The 24,107-nt window shown below is 61.8% G+C and carries 18 protein-coding genes; 4 read left to right on the forward strand and 14 right to left on the reverse strand.

Features of this window, described 5'->3' with window-relative positions; translation table 11 throughout:
- Positions 1 to 17: 17 nt before the first annotated feature.
- The 6 genes from NLM31_RS17365 to NLM31_RS17390 all read right to left on the reverse strand — a co-directional run bounded on the left by NLM31_RS17365 (position 18) and on the right by NLM31_RS17390 (position 8,146).
- Positions 18 to 842, reverse strand: coding sequence for an AAA family ATPase (locus NLM31_RS17365; protein ID WP_254193020.1), 825 nt, complete (start codon positions 840 to 842; stop codon positions 18 to 20).
- 52 nt (positions 843 to 894) lie between these two features.
- A complete protein-coding gene (locus tag NLM31_RS17370; protein ID WP_254193021.1) occupies positions 895 to 2,427 on the reverse strand; it encodes a hypothetical protein in 1,533 nt (510 codons plus the stop codon).
- Positions 2,424 to 4,406 carry a Wzz/FepE/Etk N-terminal domain-containing protein gene (locus NLM31_RS17375; RefSeq protein ID WP_309143691.1) on the reverse strand — a complete coding sequence of 661 codons (1,983 nt, stop codon included), beginning with the start codon at positions 4,404 to 4,406 and terminating at the stop codon, positions 2,424 to 2,426. The genes NLM31_RS17370 and NLM31_RS17375 overlap by 4 nt, the downstream gene beginning before the upstream one ends.
- A gap of 33 nt (positions 4,407 to 4,439) precedes the next feature.
- Positions 4,440 to 5,897 carry an O-antigen ligase gene (locus NLM31_RS17380; protein WP_254193022.1) on the reverse strand — a complete coding sequence of 486 codons (1,458 nt, stop codon included), beginning with the start codon at positions 5,895 to 5,897 and terminating at the stop codon, positions 4,440 to 4,442.
- 50 nt (positions 5,898 to 5,947) lie between these two features.
- Entirely contained in the window at positions 5,948 to 6,793 is an 846-nt protein-coding gene (locus NLM31_RS17385) for a hypothetical protein (protein ID WP_254130529.1), read from the reverse strand.
- Positions 6,794 to 6,904: 111 nt separating this feature from the next.
- A complete protein-coding gene (locus tag NLM31_RS17390; RefSeq protein WP_254193023.1) occupies positions 6,905 to 8,146 on the reverse strand; it encodes a glycosyltransferase in 1,242 nt (413 codons plus the stop codon).
- A 764-nt stretch (positions 8,147 to 8,910) separates the two neighbouring features.
- On the opposite strand from NLM31_RS17390, the gene NLM31_RS17395 reads away from it, so the two are divergent.
- Complete coding sequence (locus tag NLM31_RS17395; protein WP_254196212.1) at positions 8,911 to 11,034, forward strand: type I secretion system permease/ATPase; 2,124 nt, start codon at positions 8,911 to 8,913, stop codon at positions 11,032 to 11,034.
- Complete coding sequence (locus tag NLM31_RS17400; protein WP_254193024.1) at positions 11,021 to 12,445, forward strand: HlyD family type I secretion periplasmic adaptor subunit; 1,425 nt, start codon at positions 11,021 to 11,023, stop codon at positions 12,443 to 12,445. The genes NLM31_RS17395 and NLM31_RS17400 overlap by 14 nt, the downstream gene beginning before the upstream one ends.
- 117 nt (positions 12,446 to 12,562) lie before the next feature.
- On the opposite strand, the gene NLM31_RS17405 is transcribed toward NLM31_RS17400, so the two are convergent.
- The 7 genes from NLM31_RS17405 to NLM31_RS17435 all read right to left on the reverse strand — a co-directional run bounded on the left by NLM31_RS17405 (position 12,563) and on the right by NLM31_RS17435 (position 19,820).
- Positions 12,563 to 13,219, reverse strand: a complete 657-nt coding sequence (locus tag NLM31_RS17405) for a helix-turn-helix transcriptional regulator (protein ID WP_254130532.1) — start codon at positions 13,217 to 13,219, stop codon at positions 12,563 to 12,565.
- 247 nt (positions 13,220 to 13,466) lie between these two features.
- Positions 13,467 to 14,726, reverse strand: a complete 1,260-nt coding sequence (locus NLM31_RS17410) for a polysaccharide biosynthesis/export family protein (RefSeq protein WP_254130533.1) — start codon at positions 14,724 to 14,726, stop codon at positions 13,467 to 13,469.
- 139 nt (positions 14,727 to 14,865) lie between these two features.
- Positions 14,866 to 15,873, reverse strand: a complete 1,008-nt coding sequence (locus NLM31_RS17415; protein ID WP_254193025.1) for a GDP-mannose 4,6-dehydratase — start codon at positions 15,871 to 15,873, stop codon at positions 14,866 to 14,868.
- A gap of 23 nt (positions 15,874 to 15,896) precedes the next feature.
- Complete coding sequence (locus NLM31_RS17420) at positions 15,897 to 16,583, reverse strand: sugar transferase (RefSeq protein WP_254130535.1); 687 nt, start codon at positions 16,581 to 16,583, stop codon at positions 15,897 to 15,899.
- Entirely contained in the window at positions 16,580 to 17,716 is a 1,137-nt protein-coding gene (locus NLM31_RS17425; RefSeq protein ID WP_254130536.1) for a DegT/DnrJ/EryC1/StrS aminotransferase family protein, read from the reverse strand. Before NLM31_RS17425 ends, NLM31_RS17420 begins: the two co-directional genes overlap by 4 nt.
- 72 nt (positions 17,717 to 17,788) lie before the next feature.
- The gene (locus tag NLM31_RS17430; protein WP_254130537.1) at positions 17,789 to 18,508 is read right to left on the reverse strand and encodes a sugar phosphate nucleotidyltransferase; all 720 of its coding nucleotides are present in this window, start codon (positions 18,506 to 18,508) and stop codon (positions 17,789 to 17,791) included.
- A 445-nt stretch (positions 18,509 to 18,953) separates the two neighbouring features.
- Positions 18,954 to 19,820 (reverse strand): response regulator transcription factor, encoded by an 867-nt coding sequence (locus NLM31_RS17435; protein ID WP_254130538.1) that lies wholly within the window; start codon positions 19,818 to 19,820, stop codon positions 18,954 to 18,956.
- 742 nt (positions 19,821 to 20,562) lie between these two features.
- Here NLM31_RS17435 and NLM31_RS17440 point away from each other — a divergent pair.
- Positions 20,563 to 21,159 carry a response regulator transcription factor gene (locus tag NLM31_RS17440; RefSeq protein ID WP_254193026.1) on the forward strand — a complete coding sequence of 199 codons (597 nt, stop codon included), beginning with the start codon at positions 20,563 to 20,565 and terminating at the stop codon, positions 21,157 to 21,159.
- 106 nt (positions 21,160 to 21,265) lie between these two features.
- On the opposite strand, the gene NLM31_RS17445 is transcribed toward NLM31_RS17440, so the two are convergent.
- Positions 21,266 to 21,502, reverse strand: coding sequence for a DUF6894 family protein (locus tag NLM31_RS17445; RefSeq protein ID WP_254130540.1), 237 nt, complete (start codon positions 21,500 to 21,502; stop codon positions 21,266 to 21,268).
- Positions 21,503 to 22,019: 517 nt separating this feature from the next.
- Here NLM31_RS17445 and glmS point away from each other — a divergent pair.
- On the forward strand, positions 22,020 to 23,846 hold the full coding sequence (gene glmS, locus NLM31_RS17450; protein WP_254193027.1) for a glutamine--fructose-6-phosphate transaminase (isomerizing): 1,827 nt from the start codon (positions 22,020 to 22,022) through the stop codon (positions 23,844 to 23,846).
- Positions 23,847 to 24,107 lie beyond the last annotated feature (261 nt).

Consider the following 24,107-nt stretch of genomic DNA (forward strand, 5'->3'; position numbering starts at 1 on the left):
TCAGGTCTAAAAACGACTTAAGGAAAGTGCTTCAACAGGGAGTGGTCCGAGATGTTGGCTTCGAGAATCGCTGGTTTGACAGTGGCGCGCTTCTGTTGCTCGGCGATGACCACAATCTGCCGTTCCAGCTGCTCGACGGCAGCGGCGAGAGATGATCGATCGAGCGACGAGATGCTCACGACGTTCCTGCCTTTCTTGCGCAGCACCTCGTGCAGGACGTCGATGATGCTGCGTGAATTGAGGCTGGTTTCCACGTCCAGCTCGAGCATCTGTTCGAACGGTCCCCCGAGACGATGTCGGTCGCGGAGCCGCTCCTCGAGCAGCTTGGTGGGTGCGTCGAGGCGGACCAGGATGTCCGGTTCGGGGACAAAATCGAGCGCATACGAGATCAGGGCTTCGTCGGCAATGCCGCAAAGCAGTGCCAGAGAGCAGATCGCCTGGACGAATGCCTGATCGAACAGGACGATGTGCGCAATGGTGGACCTGCGAAACCAGGCATGCGACAGCCTGGACATGTATTGCAGCAGTCTGAGCGAAGAGAGCGTGTTGGATGGCGGAAGTATCCTGATCAGATTCAACGCCGTCCCGAGATCGCGTGAAATCCCCCGCGGTCGGAACATCATGGAAACCAGCTCCGCCAGCGGACGCGTCAGGCGCCGCGTCGTGAAGGATATCGTTCGAAGGGCCGTCGATGGTGTGACGGTCTCGCTTGATGCGCGCTCCGCCGGCCGATGGCTGAGCACGAGGTCCACGGTGTAGTCGCGCTCGCGCAGACGTGCCGCAAGAGTACGTGCAAGAGTGGTCTTGCCGGCACCTGGAGGACCGAAAAACTCGATGATCATATCCGAACTCAGACAAATGAAATGATTGAATTGAACCGTTCCGTCGTTTGCCCTAGAGGATCCGCCATACCTCCTTCTTCACCGCGCGAATGACATCGGCTAAAGGCTGTTGGGCGTCGATCGAGATGACGCGCGCGCCGGAAAACGCCAGTCGCGGGATAGCCGCGATACGCTGCGTGATCACCGCAGGATCCATGTCGGGTTCGCGTCTGGCGCAAACCTCCGGCGGAACCACCAGCTTGATCACGATATCCGGTGGAAGGCGCTCGGCAAGCGAATAGGCTTTGGCTTCAAATCGGCGTAGCCAGGACGGAATCCCGACCAGACGCGGCATCAGCGGACCTTCGTTGAAGCCGGCGATCTCGTTCTGGGGATATCGATCCGTGACCACGACAAGTCCCCGACGGGCCCCGCGATGCGCGGCCGACAGCTTGGACCGCTTTTCGATGGCCGTGGCCGTCGCCCAGATCGCCATGAGAGCGCTGTACACGCGGCTCGGTGGTCGATCCGAGATCTTGCCATGCGATGAGCCTTTCGGCTTGGTCTTGAACAACGGCGTGATCAGGGGGACCATCAGCTTGAGCGGCCACAGTATGAGGGAAGGGCGGCCTGCTCCGGTACCGAAATAGATCGGAACGACGTCCATTTCCTCGCCGAGCCACTGCCGAAGTGTCGCGACAATGGTCGATTTCCCACTGCCGTCGACGCCGATGACGGCCACGACGTGCCCACCACCCGGAGCGCGTCGGCTCCAAGGCCGCGGCGCCCAGAGAAAGCGCTTGTTCAGGTACCCGGCGACGAGGTGTGTGGCGCGCGTCGCGCTTCGCAGGCCTGCCTCGAGATCGTTGTAGGTCCGGTGCGGCGCGAAGTGCTTTCGGATACGCCGCCGCAGATGACGCTGATGTTCCAGCGCCGGCTGGCAATAAAGGGCATCGGCGACCATGTCGGCCAGATCGCCGCCCAGAAGCTCAGCCGCGCGCCTTCTGAGCGCCGCGCGAGGAATCCGGCCTGCGAGGTCCGCGCGGTCAAGTTCAAATTTGCGCGTCATTGCCTGCCAGTTGCGGAGCACGACAGGATCCGATCGCCGCAGTTCGAGGCAGCCGCGTACGATCAGCAGCAATGCCTCGTCCACGGGCTCCAGGATGCGGATCGGCAGCTCCGGATGAGCAATCGCGCGCTTCGCCAGGGCCTCTTCCCACGGCAGGTGGTAGTTCTTGAGCAGGCTGGCGCCGGCGACCAGTCGAACGTGCAGATGAACATGCACGATCCGGCCGCTCGGTTCATCATGGCCGAGATAGCTCATGACCGACGGATGGTCACGATAGGCGACGTCGGGAAAGAGCTTGAGACCGCGCTCGAGGAGGATGGCCTGAGCGCGATGCTGATCCCGTTTTGCGACGAGCAGATCGAGATCTCCGTCGCCGGTCAGGCCGCGGTGAATTCGATTGCTGCTCTTCCAGTAGACGTAGGTGATGTCGTGCCGATCAAAGTCGTGCAACACAGTGAGAATCAACTGCAGGGTGGCGCTGTCGGTGGCCGGGCCACCGGTCGGGTCTGTTCTGTGCAGGGCATCCTGTCTCATCATTCGTGCCCTTTCCCCGCGAACGATCTTGCAAGGTGCAGCGCTTGAATCCCGATCTCCTGCATCCATCGAAATGGAAAAGAGGCGATCGCGAGGAGGCGTTGACGCAGGCCGGCGCGAGGCGCCTCTGCAGCGCCGACAGAAAATTCGCTCGCATCGCCATAGCCGTATTGCGCATGCTTCTTGAGATCGACCTGTGTCGCGATGGCCGCTGCAAAGTCACTGCGGTCGTTGCCGAAGCGCCCGCCGCCGCGAAGGAGATCCAGCGCATTTTGAGCGACTTCCCGTCTCGTGCTTCCCCATTCGACGACGAAGAGAAGCTTGTCGGCGATCGAGGGGAGCAAGCGGGCCTCAATGGCCGCAAGCACGGGCGGACCATCGATGATCACGCAATCGTAGCGGTCGCGCAGTTGGCGAATGAGTTCGGCGATCTGTTCGACGGCGCCGATTGGGTCAAGTCGATAGCCGGGTATCCGGACGTAGTCGAAGCCGGCCTGGGGAATGTGCCGGATCGAGTCCGCCAGCGATCGGTGCTGCAGACCGACGATTTGGCGCTCGCCGGCGTTGTCGAATTCGGTCACGCGCATGCCTCTGTGAAGGTCGATGCCGATCAGGAGCGCACGGCGCCCAAGCAGACCGACATAGGCCGACAGGCCCCGGGCGAGCGTGGTCTTGCCTTCGCCGGCGATGCTGGAGGTGATCAGGATCGTTTTTGCATGGCCGGGCTCGGCCAGACGTAACGTTGCGGCCGCGGACCGGAGCGCTTCCGCGTACGGCGAGAATGGCTTGACCCGAATATAATCTCCGGAGTCAGTGAGGTGGTTCGTGGGTATTTGCGGGACCAGGCCGACGCAGGAGAGGCCGAACGCGTCGGCGATTTCCTTCTCGCTGCGCAGCGTCTTGTCGAGCCGTTCCTGGATGAGGGCGATGAAGCTCCCGCAGATGAGCGAGACGATCAGGGCGGGGAGCACGAACAGGATCGGATTCGGCGAGCTCGGTCGCGACGGCGGAGAGGCGAGCGAGAGGATGCTGACGTCCGGGTTGACGAGCTCTTCCTGTTCGCGGATCTCCTTCTGGCGCTGGAGAAGACTTGCGTAAAGCTGTGCGCTGGCGGCGGTTCGGCGTTCGAGTTCGCGCGGGTCGGCGCCAGGCGCCTGGTCTTCGCCGCCGGCATTGCGGCCCGCATCGGTGCGCCGCTGGATGGCCTGGTGCAGGGCCGCACTGGTCCGCTCGATGTCGGCCTTGACCGTCGCCATTCGTTCGTCGAGCCGGGCCAGTTCGCCGCGGGTGTAGGCCCGTTGCTGCTCGGCGTTGCTCTGAACGTAGAGTTCGACGATCCGGTTGACGATGTCGGCGGCCCTCTCGGGGGTCGTCCACTGGAAGGTGACGTTGATGATGCGTGAGCGGCGTTCCTGGAGAACCTGAAGGCGACGCTGGAGATCGTCGAACTGCAGGCCTGCATCGGCTCGCCTGTGATGGAAGAGCGGTCCAATCCAGATACCGAGCCGTCGCTTGAGCTCCTTCAGGCCGAATGGACCAGCCTCGCCGCTCTCGGCCTGAGCGGGTTTTGGCGCGACAGCCGGGTCCACTTCGACGCTGGATGCCAACCCGTGAAACTTTGGATCGCTCCGAAAGCTGTCGAGAACGTGGCGCAGGTGATAGGGGGACGTCAGCATGGTCACCTGAGTGTCGACGGCCTGCTGCAGCGCCTCGGGACTGAGGGGCGAGCCGCCCTGAACCTGGACGACCTGCGCGGTCGCCGTGTATTTGGGCGTGATGAGCACGCCGGCGATGCCGGCCAGCATCGCTCCCACGCCTGCGATGGTGAGGATGAACTTGCGCCGCCGGCGCAGGGTCCCGATCACCTGCTGGAAGCCGGGTTCGGATGCGGTCGTGGCCTGGTCGTCCTGCCGCGGGCCTTCGTAGTCAGGCCTTAATGGTATGCTGTCGGCGATGAGACCCGTCTTGTCCATCAATTGCATCCGTACCTCCCTGCCATCGGTCCATCCTCGCGATCAGCTCGGTCTCGAGCCCAGTTGGCTCGCGCCGTATGCGGGTCGCGGGCGTGGAAGAGAGCGGCCCCAAGCGTTCGCGAGGCGAGCATGGCCGCGCAATGCGTTGCCTCTGGCGATCGGTCGCTGCTGGCTCGCCGGCATCGGCTTTGCCACCAGGCAAACGGCGATCACAAACCAGAAGATGGGATGTCGAAGCAGGAAGGTGGCGATGGCGTAGATGCAGAGGCCGCACAGCAATGTCGGCAAGCCTGCTTCACCGGTCGCATAGGCGCACCTGAAAGCGGTTACCAGGAGCCAGACGAAGCTCAACACGACCAGGAGCCCGCCCTGGGTAAACAGGTCGAGCATCGTGTTGTGCGCCTCGAAGTTCGGCACGAACGAGGGCTTGGGGTGTTCGACAAACTCGGGATGGACCGTATCCAGCTTCCTTGCCGAGACGATTGATGTCGGAATTTCGAGATGCGGACCAGGGCCAAGGCCGAGCATGCCGGATTGGATCCCGCGCTTGATGGCTTGGCTCCAGAGCGCAAATCTTAGTTCCGTCTTCTCCTTGGTTTGCTCGGGGTTGTCGCGTGCCATCGACTTGGCGAGGTCGCCGGCTTCGACCGCAATCGAATAGGCCAGCGGCGCCATCGAAATCACGATCCCGGGCAACGCCAGCACAACCACCCAGGCGAACGCCGAACGAAAGCTGATCTGCCGCGCCCGCGAGAACAGCCAGGTTCGGCACTTGAACGCCAGGAGCAGGGGGCCGGCCAGCACGAAAATGAGCGTAAACGAATCGCTCCCGGTGATCCGGCCCGTGTAGACGGGGATAATGGCGCAGGCGAGAGCGCCGATCCTCGAACCACGCGTGGTGGACGTTTCGGCGAGATGAATCGATAGAAATCCAAGCACCATGCAGAGGACTGCAAGTTGATGCGGATTTGACGACCAGCCTCGGAATTGATCCCACCACATCGGATCGACCGAAGGAAGATTGTAGAAGCCCCAGGCGTCGGCCAGTTGTGCGAGAATGACCGGCGTGCCGAGTCCACACAGAAGCCAGGTGATGCGACGCAGCCGGGCCTCGGGGTGCGGCCCGATCACGGTTAGGCAGCTGATGGCGGCCAACAGGGGATAGGCCATGACATCGTGCATGAACCACACGGGGTCGTGCTCGTCGCCGATGAGCTTTGCCGTCAGCGTTCCGAGGCTCTGCGCAAGGGTGAACAGCGACCAGAACAACAGGAGCCGCGACAGAGCCGGCGTCAGCACGAGGTTGGCGCGCGCCGCTTCGCGGCCGAGTATGAGGGTCACCCAGATGATCAGACAGAGTTCGCCCGGCCCGACCGGCAGGCCCGCGACCCGCAATTGGGAAGCGGGTGTCAGCAGCAGCCCAAATGCGAACAAGGTGTCCAGGATCATCTGCCCGTGTCCGTCTTTCGCGCACCGAGGCGCGAGCATGTGCCGCGCCATCGACATGCTTTCCGATTACCGCGCGGTCGACCCCTCTCCATGGCCAGCCTTCAATTCGTCCGGTTCAGAGCGATTGAGTTTTGATTGCGGCGCAAGAACACCGCCTGCAACTCCTGCGACCCCGCGAGGGCTGAATCTCCGTTCTGCGATCCCCAGCTATAGGCGAAGTCGAAGACGGGGGCCGGTATGAGCGCGTCCCAGCGCAGGAATATCTGGTGCATCTGACTTGCGCTCGGCAGCACGTATCGGCCGCCGCCGTCATCGATCCAGCGGCCGCCGCCAAAGGTCTGGTACACCGGGACCATGTTGTCGCGGGGAATTCCAGCGGCTTCGGCTGCAGCGACATAGCGATCGATCTGATGATAGTCGCAGCCGTTCAATTCGGTCCGGCACGGATAGGGATCGATCCCGAACAGATCGACATGCGAATTGGCGGGGTTGTAGGTGTCCTTGAAGGATGGCGTTCGCGACGACGTCATCGTCATGAGAAGGATGAATGTCTTCGCGCCCGGCACGTTGGCATGTATCCAGTCCGACTCGGCCTTGAGATTGTCAGCCGTGCAGAGCGAAAAATGCTTCCCGGTCGGATCCGGGTCGTCCATCAAATAGAAGCCGAACAGTTTTTCATTGCCGATGTAGGGGCTGACTGCGTCCATGAATTTCGCGTCTGCGCCGTTGCATTGGCCGATCCACACGAGGCCCCTGACGCCGTCAGGCAATGAGTCCAATTGCGCCGGGCTGCTGACGTCGGCCAGATTGAAGCCGGCGACGGAGGGAACGTAGTTACCAGCGGGGTCGAAGTTGCCGTTGGAGGCGAAATGCAGCGCTGCCCTGGAGCTCGCGCGCGTCGGCGCGTCGAAGGCCAGACCTTGCAGGAGTAACGCACCGGTGGCCATAAAACATGCCACCACAAACCATGCTACATATGGAGCACGTGCAAATGTCCTTACAGGACGCCGCATGTCGCATCCTCGGTTGTCGATCCGAGCCTCTCGTTGCTGAGTGGGTTAATGGCGCGCACGGTCAATCAACGTCCTGTAGAGAGCCGCATGATCAGCGACGACGGTCGCCAGTGAGAATTCCTGCCTGACATGCCTGCCGGCACGATCGGCCATCGCGCGCCCCTTCTCTCGGTTCTCGAGCAGGTAGAGGATCTTTGCGGCCAATACCGGCGGCGCGCCGGGCGGTGCCAGAAAACCATTCCAGCCGTCGCGAATGACCTCAGCGCAGCCCGGCATGGTCGTGGTCACGATGGGGGCGCCGGCGAGTGCCGCCTCGAGGAGAACGCGCGGCACGCCCTCGCGGTATTCGGTCGGAAACGCGAATACATCCGCGAGCCTGAGCAAAGCCGGGATATCCGATCTTGATCCGATCGCCTTCACATAGGGGGCATGCCGATCGATCTCGGCTTGCGAAATGGCGAGCGGACCTTCGGACTCGCGCGGCCCGACGAGCAGGAAGCGCACATTGGGACGCACCTCGTGCACCCGCGCGGCCGCTTCGAGCAGCGCCGGAATACCCTTCTGCCTCGTCATCCGCGTCACGGTCATCACGATTTCGGCGTCGCCAAGCCCAAGTTCCTCGCGGAGCTGGGCCGGCGAAGGCCCTGATATCAGTGCGCGATCGAAACCCTCGACATCGACACCGGCGCCCCGGATCAGAACCGGCATCTTTCCCGCGATCCCGTGACGCTCGAAAAACGCGCGATCATCGCTGATTTCGAACACTGTGGCCGCGGTCGTGCGAGCCGCGAGCTTATGGAGCGCGCGATACACGGGACGCAGCGTCAGGGCGAGGGGAGAGCGCGACGAGTAGAGGAAAGCACGTCCATTGATCGTGCGAACGGCCAATACGCCGGGAGCGCTTCGCGCGGCCAGAGGCAGGTAGATCGATGGCTTGGTGTCGAAGCTTTGCGCCAGATCAGGCTGTTCCTCGACCAGGATCTTCGCAAGGCTCTTGATCGACGCCAGGTCGGCGCGCGGGTTCACGAACCGGTCGAACTTGAACCCCCGATAGCGGATGCCCGCGTGTACAAAGGGCGCGGGGTCGCCGCTTCCGACCGCGGTGATGCGGAAGCCGTGATCGCGCAACGCGCACATAGCGGGAATCCGAAGGTGATGATCTTCGCCTCCGATGTAAAGAAGATGCGGCTGTAGCGGATCGTGCTGGTCGCTCCAGAGTCCATTTGGTTCGTCATTGAGGACGTGAGGACTGTGCATGGTCTCGCTGTCCAGCCGTGGTCTCAACATACATCCAGCTCCTGTACTCGACATCGGTGGCTTCTTGGCAAAGCCCGCCAGCCTGTCGCCAACTGAGAACCTCATCATCCGCTGGGTCGCAGCTCTCTTGAGCGGTGTGCTGCTGCCCATCCCTCGATCGAACGACGCCCGATCGAGAGCTCCGACATCCGCAGGGAAGCGCCGTTTTCACGTTGCAACCTAGAGAGTTGTCAGTGATCCACTCCTATCAACGGCGTATGCGAGAGCCTATTCGAATAAAGGGGTAATCACACGGCCGCGCGCGATCCGCTGCGGTTCGTTGCGATTTGCGATGCGGGGACTTTGAGCAGGGGTTCGTTGTCACGGTGGCGTGCTCTCGGGAAGAATTGGATCGTCGGTGTACGATGGCTGCCTGAACGGAAGCTGGACCCCACGGCGAGGGTCCTTCGATTGCGCAACGCCGAGCGAGAAGAACCGCAACGGCTGGCCTCTAGCTCCTTTGGAGTACCTCGAAGCGGGCGGCAGACCGGGACAAATTGTCCTGCCGTGCGCGTCTCCTGCCGCGACGACAGCGCGGGCCTCTCGGGAGGCAAACATCGATGCGTACTTCGGGACTACCTATTTGGGTGTAGGCAAGCAGCGAGTGTACCGCGCATTAGCCGTACGGATGATCCGTGAGTGAGGTTAATGTCGTACCCGAAGGGCCCCTGCAGCAGTGGACAGTCGGCATTCAGAGCGGACCTGGTGCAATCGATCGCGCGATGCTGGCGGACCAGATGTGGGATGGTCGAAATATGGTGTCTCCAGGTGAATCAGGGATTTTCTCGCTCGTCCTGTTGCTCCGGCTGCACGGTATTGCAGCCGACGAGCGGCAACTCTGCCACCGATTAGGCACGCGCCAGATCGGGGTGACCGAAATGTTGCGGTGCGCCAAGGCTTTCGGCCTGAAGGCGCGCACGATGAGAACCCGCTGGGCGCGTCTTCCCCGCATCGCCTTGCCGGGTATCGCGGTGCTCAACGATGGTGGCTTCCTCCTGGTGGGCAAGGCGGACGGGGACGAGGTTTTGGTTCAGCGTCCCTCGGACCCCCGTCCGCTCAAGCTCAAGCAAGCCGAATTCGAGGCGATCTGGGACGGCCGCCTGGTCCTGATGGCGCGCCGGGCGTCGCTTTCGGATCTCTCGCGCCGGTTCGACTTCACCTGGTTTCTCGGCGCGATCCAGAAATATCGCTCCCTCCTGGGAGAGGTACTGGTCGCATCCTTCTTCCTCCAGGTATTCGCGCTCATCAGTCCGCTGTTCTTTCAAGTGGTGATCGACAAGGTCCTGGTGCATCGCGGCATCAGCACGCTGGAAGTCCTCGTGATCGGACTGGCTGCGATCGCGGTGTTCGAAGCCGTTCTGGGCAGCTTGCGCACTTACCTCTTTTCTCACACGACCAACCGCATCGACGTCGAGCTCGGTGCGCGGCTCTACCACCATCTGGTCTCGTTACCGCTGATGTATTTTCAGGCGCGGCGCGTCGGTGACTCGGTTGCCCGCGTTCAGGAGCTGGAAAATATCCGCAACTTCCTGACGAGCTCGGCGCTGACCTTCATCATCGACTTCATGTTCACCGCAGTCTTCATCGCGGTCATGTTTGTCTACTCGCCGATGCTGACGCTGATCGTGCTGGGGGCGTTCCCGTTCTACCTGGGCATTTCGGCGATTGCGACACCCCTGTTCCGGCAGCGCCTGGATGAGAAGTTTCGGCGCGGAGCAGAAAACCAGGCTTTTCTGGTCGAGAGCATAACGGGCGTGCAAACGTTGAAGGCCCTGGCCGTCGAGCCCCAGATGAACCGGCGCTGGGAAGAGCAGCTTGCCGGTTATGTGTCCGCGAGCTTCCGGGTCGTGAGCCTCGGCAATATCGCAAGCCAGGCGGTGCAATTGGTCAGTCACCTGGTCACGGTTGCGGTGCTGTTTTTCGGCGCGAAACTGGTGATCGAAGGCGGCCTGACCGTCGGTGAACTGGTGGCCTTCAACATGCTGGCCAACCGCGTGAACATGCCGGTATTGCGCATTGCCCAGATCTGGCAGGATTTCCACCAGGTTCGCCTGTCCATCGAGCGGCTGGGCGACATCCTCAATACGCGGCCGGAGCCGACCATCAGCGTGGGGCGCGCCGTGCTTCCGCCGATTCAAGGCGCCGTTACGTTCGATCACGTCGGATTTCGCTATCGCGTCGACGGACCCGAGACGTTGCGCAACGTCAGCTTCCATGTTCCGGCCGGGCAGGTGGTTGGTATTGTGGGTCCGTCCGGCTCGGGCAAGAGCACCCTGACCAAGCTCATCGAGCGACTATACGTGCCGGAGAGCGGCCGGGTTCTGGTCGATGGCGTCGATCTGGCCATGACGGATGCCGCTTGGCTGCGGCGGCAGGTGGGCGTTGTCCTGCAAGAGGACGTGCTTTTCAACCGGACCGTGGCCGAGAACATCGCGCTCGCCGATCCCGGCATGCCGATGCAGCGGATCGTCGATGCGGCCACGCTTGCCGGCGCACACGAGTTCATACTCGAGCTACCCGAAGGCTACGATACGATGGTCGGCGAGCGCGGGTGCAGCCTTTCGGGCGGCCAGCGGCAGCGCATCGCGATCGCCCGCGCCCTCGTCAATGATCCCCGCGTTTTGATTTTCGACGAGGCCACCAGCGCGCTCGACTACGAAAGCGAGCGCATCATCCAGGACAACATGCGGCGTATTTGTGAAGGGCGTACCGTTTTCATCATCGCTCACCGGCTTTCCACGGTGCGGCGCGCAAATCGCATCATCACGATCGATCACGGGCGGATCGTGGAAGACGGCACCCACGACGAGCTGATCCGCTCGAACGGGCGCTATGCGAACCTGCATTTGCTACAGGCAGGCACCCATGACGGCCGCTAGACGCATTATCCGGTTTCCCGATAACCGCCGGCGCCGCGCGGACGAGGCCGCCTTTCTCCCCGCCGCGCTGGAAGTCATGGAGAAGCCGCCGTCGCCGGTCGGCCGTGCCATCGGATTGACCATCATCCTGCTGTTCTGCTCAGCCCTGGCCTGGGCCACGCTCTGCAGGGTCGACGTGGTTGCAACCGCGCCGGGCAAGATCGTGGTAAACGGCCGTACCAAGGTGATCCAGCCCGCCGAAACCGGGGTTGTGCGGGCAATTCATGTGCGGGACGGCGCGACGGTACGGGCCGGCGACGTGCTGATCGAGCTCGATCCGACCATCAGTGGGGCTGAGCTTGACCATGTGAAGGCCGATCTGATCGCTGCCCAGTTGGATATCGCGAGGTTGCGGGCGGCGCTGGCGCCGGGCGACCCGATCGCCGCCTTCGTCCCCCCGGTCGGGGCCAGCCTGCAGGCGATCGAACTCCATCGTCAATTCCTCGCCAGTCAGATGGCAGAGCAGGCGACCAAGCTGTCGGAGCTTGACAGGCAGTTGGCGCAGAAGAAGGCGGAGAGCGACACCATTGCGGCGACGATATCGAAGCTTGATGCAACGATCCCGCTGCTCGAGGAGCGCGTGAACGTCCGCAAATACCTTTACGACAAGGCAATCGGGTCGAAGATCACCTATCTCACCGAGGCGCAGGACCTGGTCGGCCAGCAGCATGACATTCTCGTTCAGCAGAGCCGGTTGCGCGAGGTAGAGGCGGCGACGGCAAGTCTTGCGCAGGCCAGATCCAAGGCGGAAGCGGAGTTCCGCCGGACGCTCTATGATGACCTGTCCAAGGCTGAACAGCGGGCCGCGGGCCTCGCCCAGGACGCGATCAAGGCCGAGCAAAAGGCCAAGCTGCAGGTTCTGACGGCGCCTGTCGACGGCGTGGTGCAGCAATTGGCGGTACACACGATCGGCGGAGTGGTCACGCCGGCGCAAACTCTGGCGGCCGTCGTTTCGCTGAACCCGGATTTCGAGATCGAGGCAATGGTATCCAACCGCGATATCGGCTTTGTCGTCCCCGGGCAGACCGTTGCAATCAAGGTCGATACCTTCAATTTCACCCGGTACGGTCTGCTGGATGGGCGCGTGCTCAGCATTTCACGCGATGCCATCATGAGGGATCGCCGCGAGGAGGGGACGAGGGATCAACCCGGAGGCGCCGAGACCGCGTCCAGCGAGCCGAAAGGGCAGGAGCTGATCTACGCGGCCCGGGTCAGCCTCGACCGGACCACGATGATGATCGAGGGGCGGACCGTCCAATTGTCGCCTGGAATGGCGGTGACCGTCGAAATCAAGACCGGTTCGCGACGGATCATCAGCTACCTGCTTTCGCCGCTGACGCGATACAATCAGGAAATGCTGCGCGAGAGATAGGATCGGGCCGCCGGATGGATCCAGGCGGGAGCTTGATCTTGCAAGCTTGATCTTGGCGGGCTCCATCGGCGTCCAGGCACGCGGCTCAGGGCCCCGTGACGCTGGCGCCTGGCTGCATTATGGGAACAGCGCGATCCGCCCCAAGAGGGAGACGAGCTCCACCTGCCGTCGTGTCTGCGTCTTGACGAAGAGGGATGCGAGATGCGAGCGGATCGTCGCCCGGCTCAGCCGCTGGGTGCGGGAAATATCCAGCAGATTGCCACCGCGCGCCAATTCGATCGCGAGTTGGGTTTCCGCGGCCGTCAGGTTGAACAGTCGTTGCAGCGTGCGGGGTGACGGCTCCGGACGGGCATCGAGATCGAGCAGGATGACGGTGTACGTTTCGTCCGGCCAGACATTCGTCATCTGGTTCACGAGGCTCGTTATGCCTTCGTTGAAGGACGTCGCCAGCCACGACATCGAACCCGCAGGAAGTTCGACGCTCGCCCGCTTTGCGATCTCCCTTACAACGCCGTACAGCGATTTCGTACCCGCCGCGAACTCACTGTAGCGCTCCAATATGGCGCGTCCGGTCGGGCTGACCTCGACCACATGGCCCTGCTTCAGCACAACGTGTGCGCAGCCGACACGGCCTAGAGCCGCATGCAACTCGTCGCGCATATCGGACGGACTGTCCTCGGGCAGAGTGGGGGGAACACGGTTGGAGATGTTGAAAATGGTCTCCTTGGATTGGTAACGCGATGCAACCGAGCTGCTCTGGTTCAAGTTCAGCATGATGCCCCGTTCCCTCTTGCCTCAACCAAATGAATGAGCGTCCGACGATCATTCTCCAATTGCCGTACGTGTTGTAAACGTTCAATCGGTGGTAGGAGGTCAGCTTTGGGGGTAATCCGGTTGCACTTTTTGACGAAGGCAGGCGACGCCGGCCCGGCGTTCCGGGTCCGTCGATCGAGGGCTCATGTCATGGTCGATGGGAGCAGCAGCTCCGGAGCTCGGTATGCCGCCGCTCAGGCCGGTGATCTCAGGAGCCGCCCTGCTGCCGCAACGTGATTTCGATCACGTCACCCGGCTCGAGGTCGAAGTCTTCGGATGCCGTGATCTTCTCCCATTGCGGGCCGGACTTTCGGACGACGGTAACCTGGGGCCGCAGATCACCTGCTCCCGCCGGCAGTGCTGCGCTGCCGCTGACCGGCTGCAACTTTTGCCCCAGCGATCGCATTTTGATGCGCAGGTCCGTCATATGAGCATTTGAGTCTCGTAGTTCACGCAGCAGGGTTACGGTACGCAGGCTTGCCACGCGGTCGATCTGCCGGGCCGAGTCCTCGCGCTGGCGCTGAAGGCGCATGAGCTCCACCGTGGTTTGCAGCCGTCGGGTCGAGGACAGCAAGAGGGCGCGACGACTTTCGGTCACGCGTGGGCTCGGCAGCGAGCCGGAACCGAACAGCTTGACCACGCGATCAAGCTCTTCCTCATCGGCTTGCACGCCTTTCTCTTCCCCCTCCTGTTGCTTGCTGAGAGCGGCGAATTGTCCGTCCGCTTGCTTGACCGCGTCCTCCAGAAATCGGCGCTCCTTGCGGTAGTCGGTCTGCGCGGTTTTAAGCGACTCTGCCTCGGCTTGCACAATCGGAGCGATGGCAGATGCCGGCAAGGATATTTCCTGAGGTGTGGTCTGGTCGAACGTGTCCTTGTTTGCCAGTTCGGCATCGATGCGAAGGACGTGGAAATACTCCTTCACGTACTCGGTGGAGAAAGACTGGTAGTCGCGCAGGAGGTCAGCCGGATCATTGGTGCCCGGCTGGTTCCGGGAGCGCAGCAGGCTATAGCCGCCGGAAACGGCGACAGCCTGGCGCACGGTCATCGATGACCTGTACGCCAATTGTCCCGGCGTGAGAACGTCGCCGGTCACGTAGATCGGTCGATACTCCACCACACTCGCGGTGACGTCTCCGGGCACGACGACGATCGCTTGCTCACGTCCGTCGGGCAAACGTTGCCGCAGGACCCTGGATTGCAGCAGTGTCTCCATCCGGCTCTGCAGCTCGGCGGTGGTCATGCCGGCGACCTCGACAGTGCCGATTCCGGGGATGGCGATTGTGCCGTCGATCTGGATCTGCGCCCTGTGGCGTTGCTCGGACGCACCGCCGATCGATACCTCCACGGTATCGCCTGCCGCAAGGCGATACGGCGCAGCGAAGCAGGCATTGCTGACCAACAGAGCCATCGCCGTCGCGCAGGCAAGTGAGATGAGGCTGAATGTCTTCCGGGGCCTGGTGCGATCCATGGCGATCTCCTGCATTATCTGGCCACGCCTGGCACGGCGCGGCTCTCATTCCCGGCAAAGCGAGCCGTTGGCGCTCGCGATGACACCCCGGTCCCGCGAACGAAATGCCTCGCAATACGCCGGCGGTCGACCGATCTCATCATGTCATGAAATCCGCTTGCCGCCGGACTTGCTTGGCGGAGAGGCGAGCTCGCCACCAATTGACGGTTTGTTCCAGGCCATCGCGCAGCGTCACCTTCGGTGTCCAGCCGGTCGCCTTCACGAACCGGGTCGAGTCGGCGAGGAGCGCGCGCACCTCCGAGTTCGTCGGCCGCAAGCGCTTGGCGTCGTGTTCGATCGGCTTGCGACTGGCTGTCAGCTCGAGAATGACATCGATCAGCTCGCCGATGGAGATGGCGCGCTGACTGCCGGCGTTGTAGGCGTGGCCATATTCGAGGTCATCCACGAGCCCGGCCGCCATGAATGCCGCGGCGGTGTCCGTGACAAACGTCAGATCACGTACAGGCGTGGTATCGCCGACCATGATCGCGCGGCAGTCGGGATCGAGCACCTGCCGGATGATCGTGCCGATGATCGCGCGCTCGCTTTGTCGAGGTCCGAACGTGTTGAACGGCCTGAGGATCACGACGGGAAGGCCAAACGAGCGCGCGAAGGCCTCCGCCATCATATCCGCGCCGATCTTTGAAGCAGAGTAGGGCGATTGCCCCTGGAGCGGATGAGACTCGTCGATCGGCATTGTGAGCGCCGTGCCGTAGACCTCGCTCGTCGAGGTCACGACGACCCGCTCGGTGCCATGTTGGCGGGCCGCTTCGAGAACGTTCAACGTTCCGAGGACGTTGGTCTCCACATAGGATTGCGGCGCAACATAGGAGTAAGGGATGGCGATCAGGGCCGCGAGATGGAAGACGTAATTCTGACCCTGGACGATGCGTCCGACGAAGGCCGCGTCGCGAATGTCCCCGCGCACCAGATTGACCGCCTGTCGGGTCGACGGCGGGAGATCGTCGAGCCAGCCATGGCTGTCGAAAGAGTTGTATTGCGCCAAGGCGGTCACGGCGGCCCCTGCCGAAACGAGCGCCTCCGTCAGATGCGAGCCGATGAAGCCGTCGGCTCCCGTCACGAGAATCTTCGCCCCTTTGTAGCTCATCGCCGTAGCCCTCTCTCACCCTGTCATTCTGATCGATGCTTCCGCCTCAACGCATTCCAGCATTCCACTGCGATGACCTGCGCGGCGCGGGCGATCCAGCCGAAATCGGATGCGAGCGTTCGGCGCGGAAAATAGGCAAGGTCGACCCTCGCCTTGGCCGGAAACAGGACCTCCCGATAAAAGTCCGGCGCCGGCGCGTCAGTCGGATACAAGCTACTTTCGTGTCGGAACAGGACCTGACACGGGCCAAAGACGCCTGGTTTATGGTCGAGCACTTTTTCAAAGCCGTCGCGAAAGCAGTCCGAAAAGCTGAGCGACTCCGGGCGGGGTCCGACGAGAGACATATCGCCCCGCAGGACGTTCCAGAGTTGCGGCAGCTCGTCGAGCTTGGTCGCGGCGAGGATCCGGCCGACGGTCGTCATACGTTCGTCGGCCGCCAGCGTCAGAGGAGAGCCGTCGGTGCCGCAGTTCGGCCCGAACTTGCGGAATTTGTACATCCGAAATGGCTCGCCGCGCTGTCCCAGGCGTAGCTGCGTAAACAGGATCGGCCGGCCGCTCTCGAGCCAGATGACAAGCGCGACGATGACGAAGACAGGCGAAAGTAGCGTCATCGCGAGGCCGACGGTGAGCACGTCGATCGCGCGCCGAACATCCAGATGGGAGGAGCGAGACTGAGCCGCGTAGCGGCTCGCCGTCTCGGGCACCGTCATGCGACCGCTCCCATCGGGTAGTCGGCGGCGAGTGCGGCCGCCAGCGCATTCACGACCTTGTCGACGTCCAATGTCGACATTCGGGGATGCAGAGGCAGCGTCAGCTCGCGGCGCGCGAAATCCTCGGTGCGCGGGAGGGCCAGCTCCGGGTAGAGATCCCTGTAGAACGTCAGGCGATGGACGGGCGGATAGTGAACCGTGGTCTGGACGCCGCGCTTGCGAAGGCGATCGATGATGCGCTGGCGGCTCGTGGCCGGCGGCAGCACGATCGGTAGCAAGTGGTGGGTCGACGGCCAGGGCGCCTCGAATGGCACCACCACCGACGGGCAGTGCTCCGCGATGAGCTCGCGATAGGTGGCCGACAGCCGCCGTCTGCAATCGTTCCATTCCGGCAGCTTCTTCAGCTGCACGAGACCGAGCGCGGCGCGCAGTTCATCCATCCGGTAGTTGAAGCCGAGGATCGTCACGTCGTAGTCCGGACGGCGGCTGGTGAGCCGCTGCCGCGCGCCACTCGTCATCCCGTGCGCGCGGGCCTGCCGGATGGTCTCGCGCAAGGTGCGGCTGCGCGCGATGATCGCGCCGCCCTCGGCGGTGGTCATGTTCTTGTTGCCGTAGAAGCTGAATGCTGCGGCTTCGCCATAGCTGCCGACCTCGGGTAACCCGGGCGCATGAGCTGCGTCTTCGATCAGGAGCAGGCCCTTTCGGCGGGCAAAGGATTGCCAGGCGTCGCGGTGGGCCAGGTAGCCGGCAAAATGCACCAGGACGATGGCCTTGGTCCTTGACGTGCACTTCGCTTCCGCGTCGTCCAGTGACATCAACGGAACGTCCGCAGATCCGATATCGACGAAGACCGGTCGGGCGCCGACATAGAGAACGCTGTTGGCGGTCGCGACGAAGGTCAGGGACGGAACGAGGACCTCGTCTCCCGGGCCAATGCCGAGGGCATGCAGGATGAGGTGGAGAGCCGCCGTACAGGAGCCGACAGCGACGGAGTCCTCGGCCTCGTGCAAGCGGGCGAAGGCCTGCTCGAACTCGCGAACCCGGTCCCCCATGGTGACCCAGCCGCTTTCAATGACGGCGGTGAGAGCTGCCTTTTCTTCGTCCCCCAGGACCGGCTCAGATACCAAAAGCATGTGTTCGTCTCCAATCTGATGAGTGAGTTGACGCGGTGAACGCGATCCTTGCGGTCACCGCGAGAGGTCGCATCAGGCGGCGACGGAGCTGGCGAACACCGGTGACTGTTCGTCCCAAGCAACGTCCTGAGCCTTCAGGAAGTCCTCGACGCGGCCGATGTCGAGCCAGAGGCCGCTATGCTTGAACACGTTCACCGGTACTTCCTCGTTGAGCATCTGGAACATCAGATCGTCGAAGCCGAAGGGAACGCCGGACGGAATCCGTTCGAGCACGCACGGATCGATGCAGTAGATGCCCATGCTGACGAGATGCGTGAGTTCGGGCTTTTCACGGAAGCCGGTCACCCGTTCTTCCACCTCGTCGATCACGCCGAAGTCCATCTTGGTCGGGCGAATTGCGGTGGCGATCGTGAGCTTCGAGTTGCGGCGACGATGGCTGCTCACGAACTGATTGAGATTCAGATCCGTCAGCACGTCGCCGTTGAGAACCAGAAACGGCTCGTCGAGCTTGTCACGCAGCAGCGACAGCGGGCCAATGGTTCCGAGCGGCTCCATTTCCTGCGTGTAGTTGATGCGCATATTCCACTGCTCGCCGTCCCCGCAGACGCTGCGGATGAGATGGCCGAGATATCCGGTGGTGACGTAGACTTCCCTGATTCCGTTCCGCCTCAGCCATTTCAGGACGAGCTCGAGGACGGGACGCGCGCCGATCGGCATAAGTGGTTTTGGCAAAATTGATGTGTGGGGCCGCAAGCGCGTTCCTTTGCCGCCGCATTGAATAACCGCTTTCATCGAAGCCTCCGTATGGCTAGAGCTTGCAATAGATCAACTATCATCACTTTCGCCCGCGAAGTCCGATCTCAGCACGCTGGTCGGGGCTCGAGCGTTGTAGAAACGTACGCGCAATGTTTTGGCTCGTCTTCGTACGTTTGCATGAGACGATTGGGGTGGGCTGATCAGGTTCAGCTCAATCGCACTCGGATGTTGAATGCCGCAGCAGATGCGAAGGTGAATGATGCGCAGTCGCGCAGGCCCGCGCTGCTCGCGTAAATCAAGCGAAAATCATCGATAAGTGCTTAAAATAAGCTGAAATCAGTGCCGACAGACATACGCCACAGCAGCGGGGCTGCTGTGGCGTATGTGGCGTTTCGCAAGCTGTTCGACGAGTTGCCTGCCGTGGGATTAGTCCGTTATCGCTCGTTGTTTGCGACGAGGTGACAGCGCGGACTAATCCTTGTTAGCCGAGTTCATCGGCGCCGGAGCTCCGGCTCACTTGGGTTCGCAGATCGCTTCGCAAGGCGATGAGGCTCGCGGGCTGGGAAATCATCGAGGGTAGTGTGTGGCCATTTGCGGCGTGCACCAGAGTCCCGTTGTTCATTCCCCAGATCGCCGCTTGTGTCCGGTTCTGGACCCGGATCTTGCGCAGGATCGCCTTGACGTGGACTTTCACGGTTGCTTCTGCGATGTCGATCTTTCGGGCGATGCACTTGTTGGAATTGCCCTCGATCAGACACGACAGGATTGCCTTCTCGCGAGGAGAAAGGTGCGGCGCAAGCGGTGCCTGCGCTGAGGCCACGACGTCGTGCACCTCATCGCTGATTGGCGCGGCTTCGCGTTCATGATTGCCGTCAAGGGCGAATTCAAGAAATGCCGGCGGAAAGACCGTCTCGCCCAGCGTCACGAGCTCGATGGACTTCACGAATGCATCGCAAGAATTGACATTGACGAAGTAGCCGCTGGCGCCGGCACGATACGCCACGACAAGTTCGTCCTGGCGATAGTGATCGGATACGATGGCTATCCGGGCGCCAGGGCAGCGACCTTTGACGCAACGTATCTGATCCAGTGCGACATCGAAACTGTCGCCGTTGTGGATGATGAGAAACAGCAGTTGCTGTGTCTGGAGTGCGTTTGGTAATTCATCCGCACTCAAAACTGATAGCAGGATCCGGAAATTCGCTGCATGTAAGATCCGCGAAATTCCCTCTCTAACCAGAATATTCCTTCCAATAAGAACGATTTCACAAGATTGCCGCCTCCGCATTTTACCCTCCGCGACATACGCAATGATACGACTGCAATGAGAAATTGAAATGATGTGCACCAGCCTCCCCAGCCACCCTCCAACAGGCCGGCTGGTCGATCAGTTAAATCGCTTTTCTTGATCCGTTCGGCTTACCGCATTCGCGCGCTATTCAGCCTTCGATATCGCCGGTAGTTTGGGGCCCTCCAAATTTGTTAAACTTTTGTGAAGGTTAGATGCGAATTACCGATTACAATATATATCCTTAGTTATAGGTGCGGCCGGGGAAACTACGGGCGTCGCAGGGCTTGATTCACGCAATCTGAGGGTGTTGCGGGGAGGATATGTCCCTGCACATTGCCAGTTTTCCGAAGGCGTGCACCGGCCGATATGGCTCCTTATGGTTGTATGATTGAAGGAGGCGAACTAGTCTATCAGAGGTAGCCGAATGCCGGCGCTTTTGATGATTGCTGGAGCGCGTGTTCGTCGTCAACTCGCAGTGCGGCGATCGGTCACCGCAATCTTCCGGGCTGCAATTCGGCGCGGCGATCGTAAGTCTGTCGTAAGCTATCGCGTGCGAATCATGGATTGTAGAGTCCGCGCGCGTTCATTCATGGGTTGATTGATTTAAGCGTATTGCATTGCCGGGTCGCGATTTCTTGAGTTGTTGCAGGTGAGATAATCCCATCAACATCGAGATGAATGGCAGCGCCTGGCGCGAGGTGTTGATGACGGGGAGCGACTGATTAAGGAGCGCCCAATGAGTCGTACAAGCGTAGTGGTCGCAGATCGGCATCCGCTGCTGTTGCGAGGTCTCAGCGCCGTGCTTGGTGCGGAAGGCGGCTTCGATATTGTTGCGACCTGCAGCGATGCCGCGAGCTGCATCGAGGCCATTCGAACCTTGGCTCCCGATATCGCGCTTCTCGATCCAACAATTCCCGAACTGGTCGCGTTGAAGAATTCCTTTGGCGCGGCTGCAGGCAGCCGCACGCGCCTGGTGCTTTATGTCCCTGCCGAAGATCGCGATCTCGTCTTGAGCGATGCGTTCGATGGTTGCAGCGTCATTCTGAAAGAGGCCTCGGCGGACGCACTGGTGCAGTCTTTGCGGCAAATCGCGAGCGGCGTACGAATCGTGCCGCCATCTTCGACAGATCAGATTGCGCCGGCGGCTCAAGCGTCGAATTCGGAAAATGCGCTGACCGTGCTGACGGACCGAGAGCGCCAGATCATTCGTCTGGTTTCGGAAGGACTGTCAAACAAGGAGATCGGGCGCCGCCTGAACATCGCTGACGGTACAATCAAGGTCCATCTTCACCATATCTTCCAGAAGCTCGAGATCAGCAACAGGACCGCACTCGCGGCGTTGGCCATTTCGCAGAGCGACTGGGGCACCCCGGTCAAGTCAACGGAATCCGAGTAACCAAGATCACTGAAAATCCCCCTCGGGCGATCACTCCGCAGCGCGTGCGGGTCAACTGGGCCTGATCGCGCGCGCCTTGTCGAACCGGCGGGGTGGCTGCTGCCGGCTATTCCGTGACCGAGAAGTGAAGTGTGAACAAGGGCAGGCTGGTCAGCTCCGGGCTGTTGCTCACCTCGATCCGCCAGGACGGGTGCTCCTGGAATGGCCCAATGACCTCGCTGCTGAGAATCTCGCAGCTCAACTCAATGGCCGCCGACCTCGCGGCGTCGATATCCGGCAAGTTCACGCCGAGGTCGTCGGGCACTGAGCCACCATCGTGGACATGAAAGAAATAGCGAGGCATTGGCGCTCCCGTAAAACGGTTGCATCCCAGGGGTCGAACCAGACCTGACGTAGCAGTGGTGTCCCGGAATGGACCTACGACAAGGTGCCGTTACACGTCCATGATCATTGTTGGGTACCCCAAGGTCGCTCTGGATTCTCTTGGTTGACATGGACAGCTGCTTCCTGCGGACTAAGGTCGAGTGGCGCCGTGACTGCCCACTGCGGCGTGTTCAGCGGCCCCGGCTCCCCTGCTTATTAGCCCCCCGCCGGGGCCGCGATCCCCTCGCATCGACAGCACTGCGCCGGTAGGTCGTCCGGCCAATTCGATCCATCCTCGTGTGTTCGCGCATGCTGTTCGACCGACAATGATTGAATCGTTCGGTGCTGCGTCGGGAAGCGCAGCTCCGACGGAGTAACCCGCGGTTGCTGCGCGCGCTCCCCCGATTCGACAACCTCAATCGTGCAATTGCAGTGTATTGGGCGTGATCACCTGCGCGTGCGTTGTCTCGATTGTCGGCGAGCTGGGAGATCTGACCGTGTGCGGAATCATCGGCATTCTAGGGCGAACTGCGGTCTCGGAGCGATTGGTCGATTCACTGAGGCGGCTCGAATATCGGGGGTATGACTCGACGGGCGTGGCAACTCTCGATGACGGTCGTCTCGAACGCCGCCGAGCCGAAGGCAAGCTCAGAAACCTCGAGGCGCGACTGCTGGCCGAGCCATTGGGCGGTGATGCCGGAATCGGTCACACGCGCTGGGCCACGCACGGCAAGCCGACCGAGCACAACGCCCATCCACACGCGACCGAGCGTGTTGCTGTGGTGCACAATGGCATCATCGAGAATTTCCGGAAGCTGCGCCAGGCGCTGGAAGAGAAGGGCGCCACCTTCGCGAGCGATACGGACACGGAAGTCGTCGTACATCTCGTTCATTCGTACCTGCTGATGGGCTATTCGCCTCAGGAAGCCGTATGGGCGTCGTTGCCGCAGCTGCGCGGCGCCTTCGCGTTGGTGTTCCTTTTCAACGGATATCGCGATCTTCTGATCGGAGCACGCAGGGGTTCGCCCCTGGCGGTGGGGTATGGCAAGGGCGAGACCTATCTCGGTTCCGATGCGATTGCGCTCGCTCCCTTTGCCGACGGCATCAGCTATCTCGAGGACGGCGATTGCGTAGTGCTGTCGCGCGAGAAAGGGGTGATCCGGGACGCGAACGGCGCGATCGTTGCCCGCGAGGTGCTGAAAACGGGTGGGGCGTCGTTTGTCGCCGACAAGGCCAACTATCGCCATTTCATGGCCAAGGAGATTTGCGAGCAGCCGGACGTGGTCGGCCGCACGCTCGCGCATTATGTCGATATGGGCGCCGAGCGGGCGGCGTTGCCGATCAAGCTGCCGTTCCATTTCAGCGACGTGAGGCGCGCGACGATCACGGCCTGCGGCACCGCGAGCTATGCTGGCGCCATCGCGAAATACTGGATCGAACAGCTGGCGCGTATCCCGGTCGATGTCGATATTGCCTCCGAATTCCGCTATCGCGAAGCGCCGCTGCGCAAGGGCGATCTCGCGATCTTCATCTCGCAATCAGGCGAAACCGCCGACACGCTGGCGGCACTTCGCCACGCCAAGGAGAAAGGGGCGCACACCGTCTCGGTCGTGAACGTTCCAACGTCCACCATCGCGCGCGAGAGCGAAATCGTGCTGCCGACATTGGCTGGTCCGGAAATCGGCGTTGCTTCCACCAAGGCCTTCACGTGTCAACTGACGGCGCTCGCGGCCTTCGCGGTCGCGGCCGGCGCGGCGCGCGGCGAGATCTCGGCGAGCGAGGAGAGGGGGCTGGTCAGAGAACTGATCGAAGTGCCGCGTTTGATGGCGGCAGCTATTGCCAGCGAACCGCAGATCGAGAAGCTGGCTCGCACCATCGCGAAAACGCGGGACGTGCTTTATCTGGGCCGCGGCACCAGCTATCCGCTGGCGCTCGAAGGTGCGCTGAAGCTGAAGGAGATCTCCTACATCCACGCCGAAGGCTATGCCGCAGGCGAACTGAAGCACGGTCCGATTGCCCTGATCGATGAGAACATGCCTGTCGTGGTCATCGCGCCCTTCGACACTGTGTTCGAAAAGACCGTGTCGAACATGCAGGAGGTCGCCGCGCGCGGTGGCAGGATCATTCTGATGACGGATGCGAGGGGAGCGGCGGAGGCGGCCGTCGAGCCCGAAGCCACGATATTGCTGCCGGACATGGTGCCGACCTTCGCGCCGATCGTCTACGCCGTTCCAATCCAGTTGCTCGCCTATCATACGGCCGTGATCATGGGCACCGATGTGGACCAGCCACGCAATCTCGCGAAATCTGTGACGGTCGAATAGAGGCGAATGCCCCTTGCGTCACAGTGTCTCGCGCTCGTTGGCGCTACTGATAACACAACGAAAAAGCGGCCGACATTCGAACCCGAAGGGAGGAGTACTCCCTTTGGGTCGACAGAATAGTCGATCGTCCTGCTACAAAATTCTCAACGACACGCCGGGCAGTATCAAGCAACTGCCCGCGGCATCATTAGCGCCGAAGGCGGACGGAAGTCATCTATCTGTGGGTCCGGCATGCGCATTTGCGCATCCGGAGAGGGAAAT

Origin of the sequence: Bradyrhizobium sp. CCGUVB4N, from assembly GCF_024199945.1 — a bacterium.
Taxonomy (GTDB): domain Bacteria; phylum Pseudomonadota; class Alphaproteobacteria; order Rhizobiales; family Xanthobacteraceae; genus Bradyrhizobium.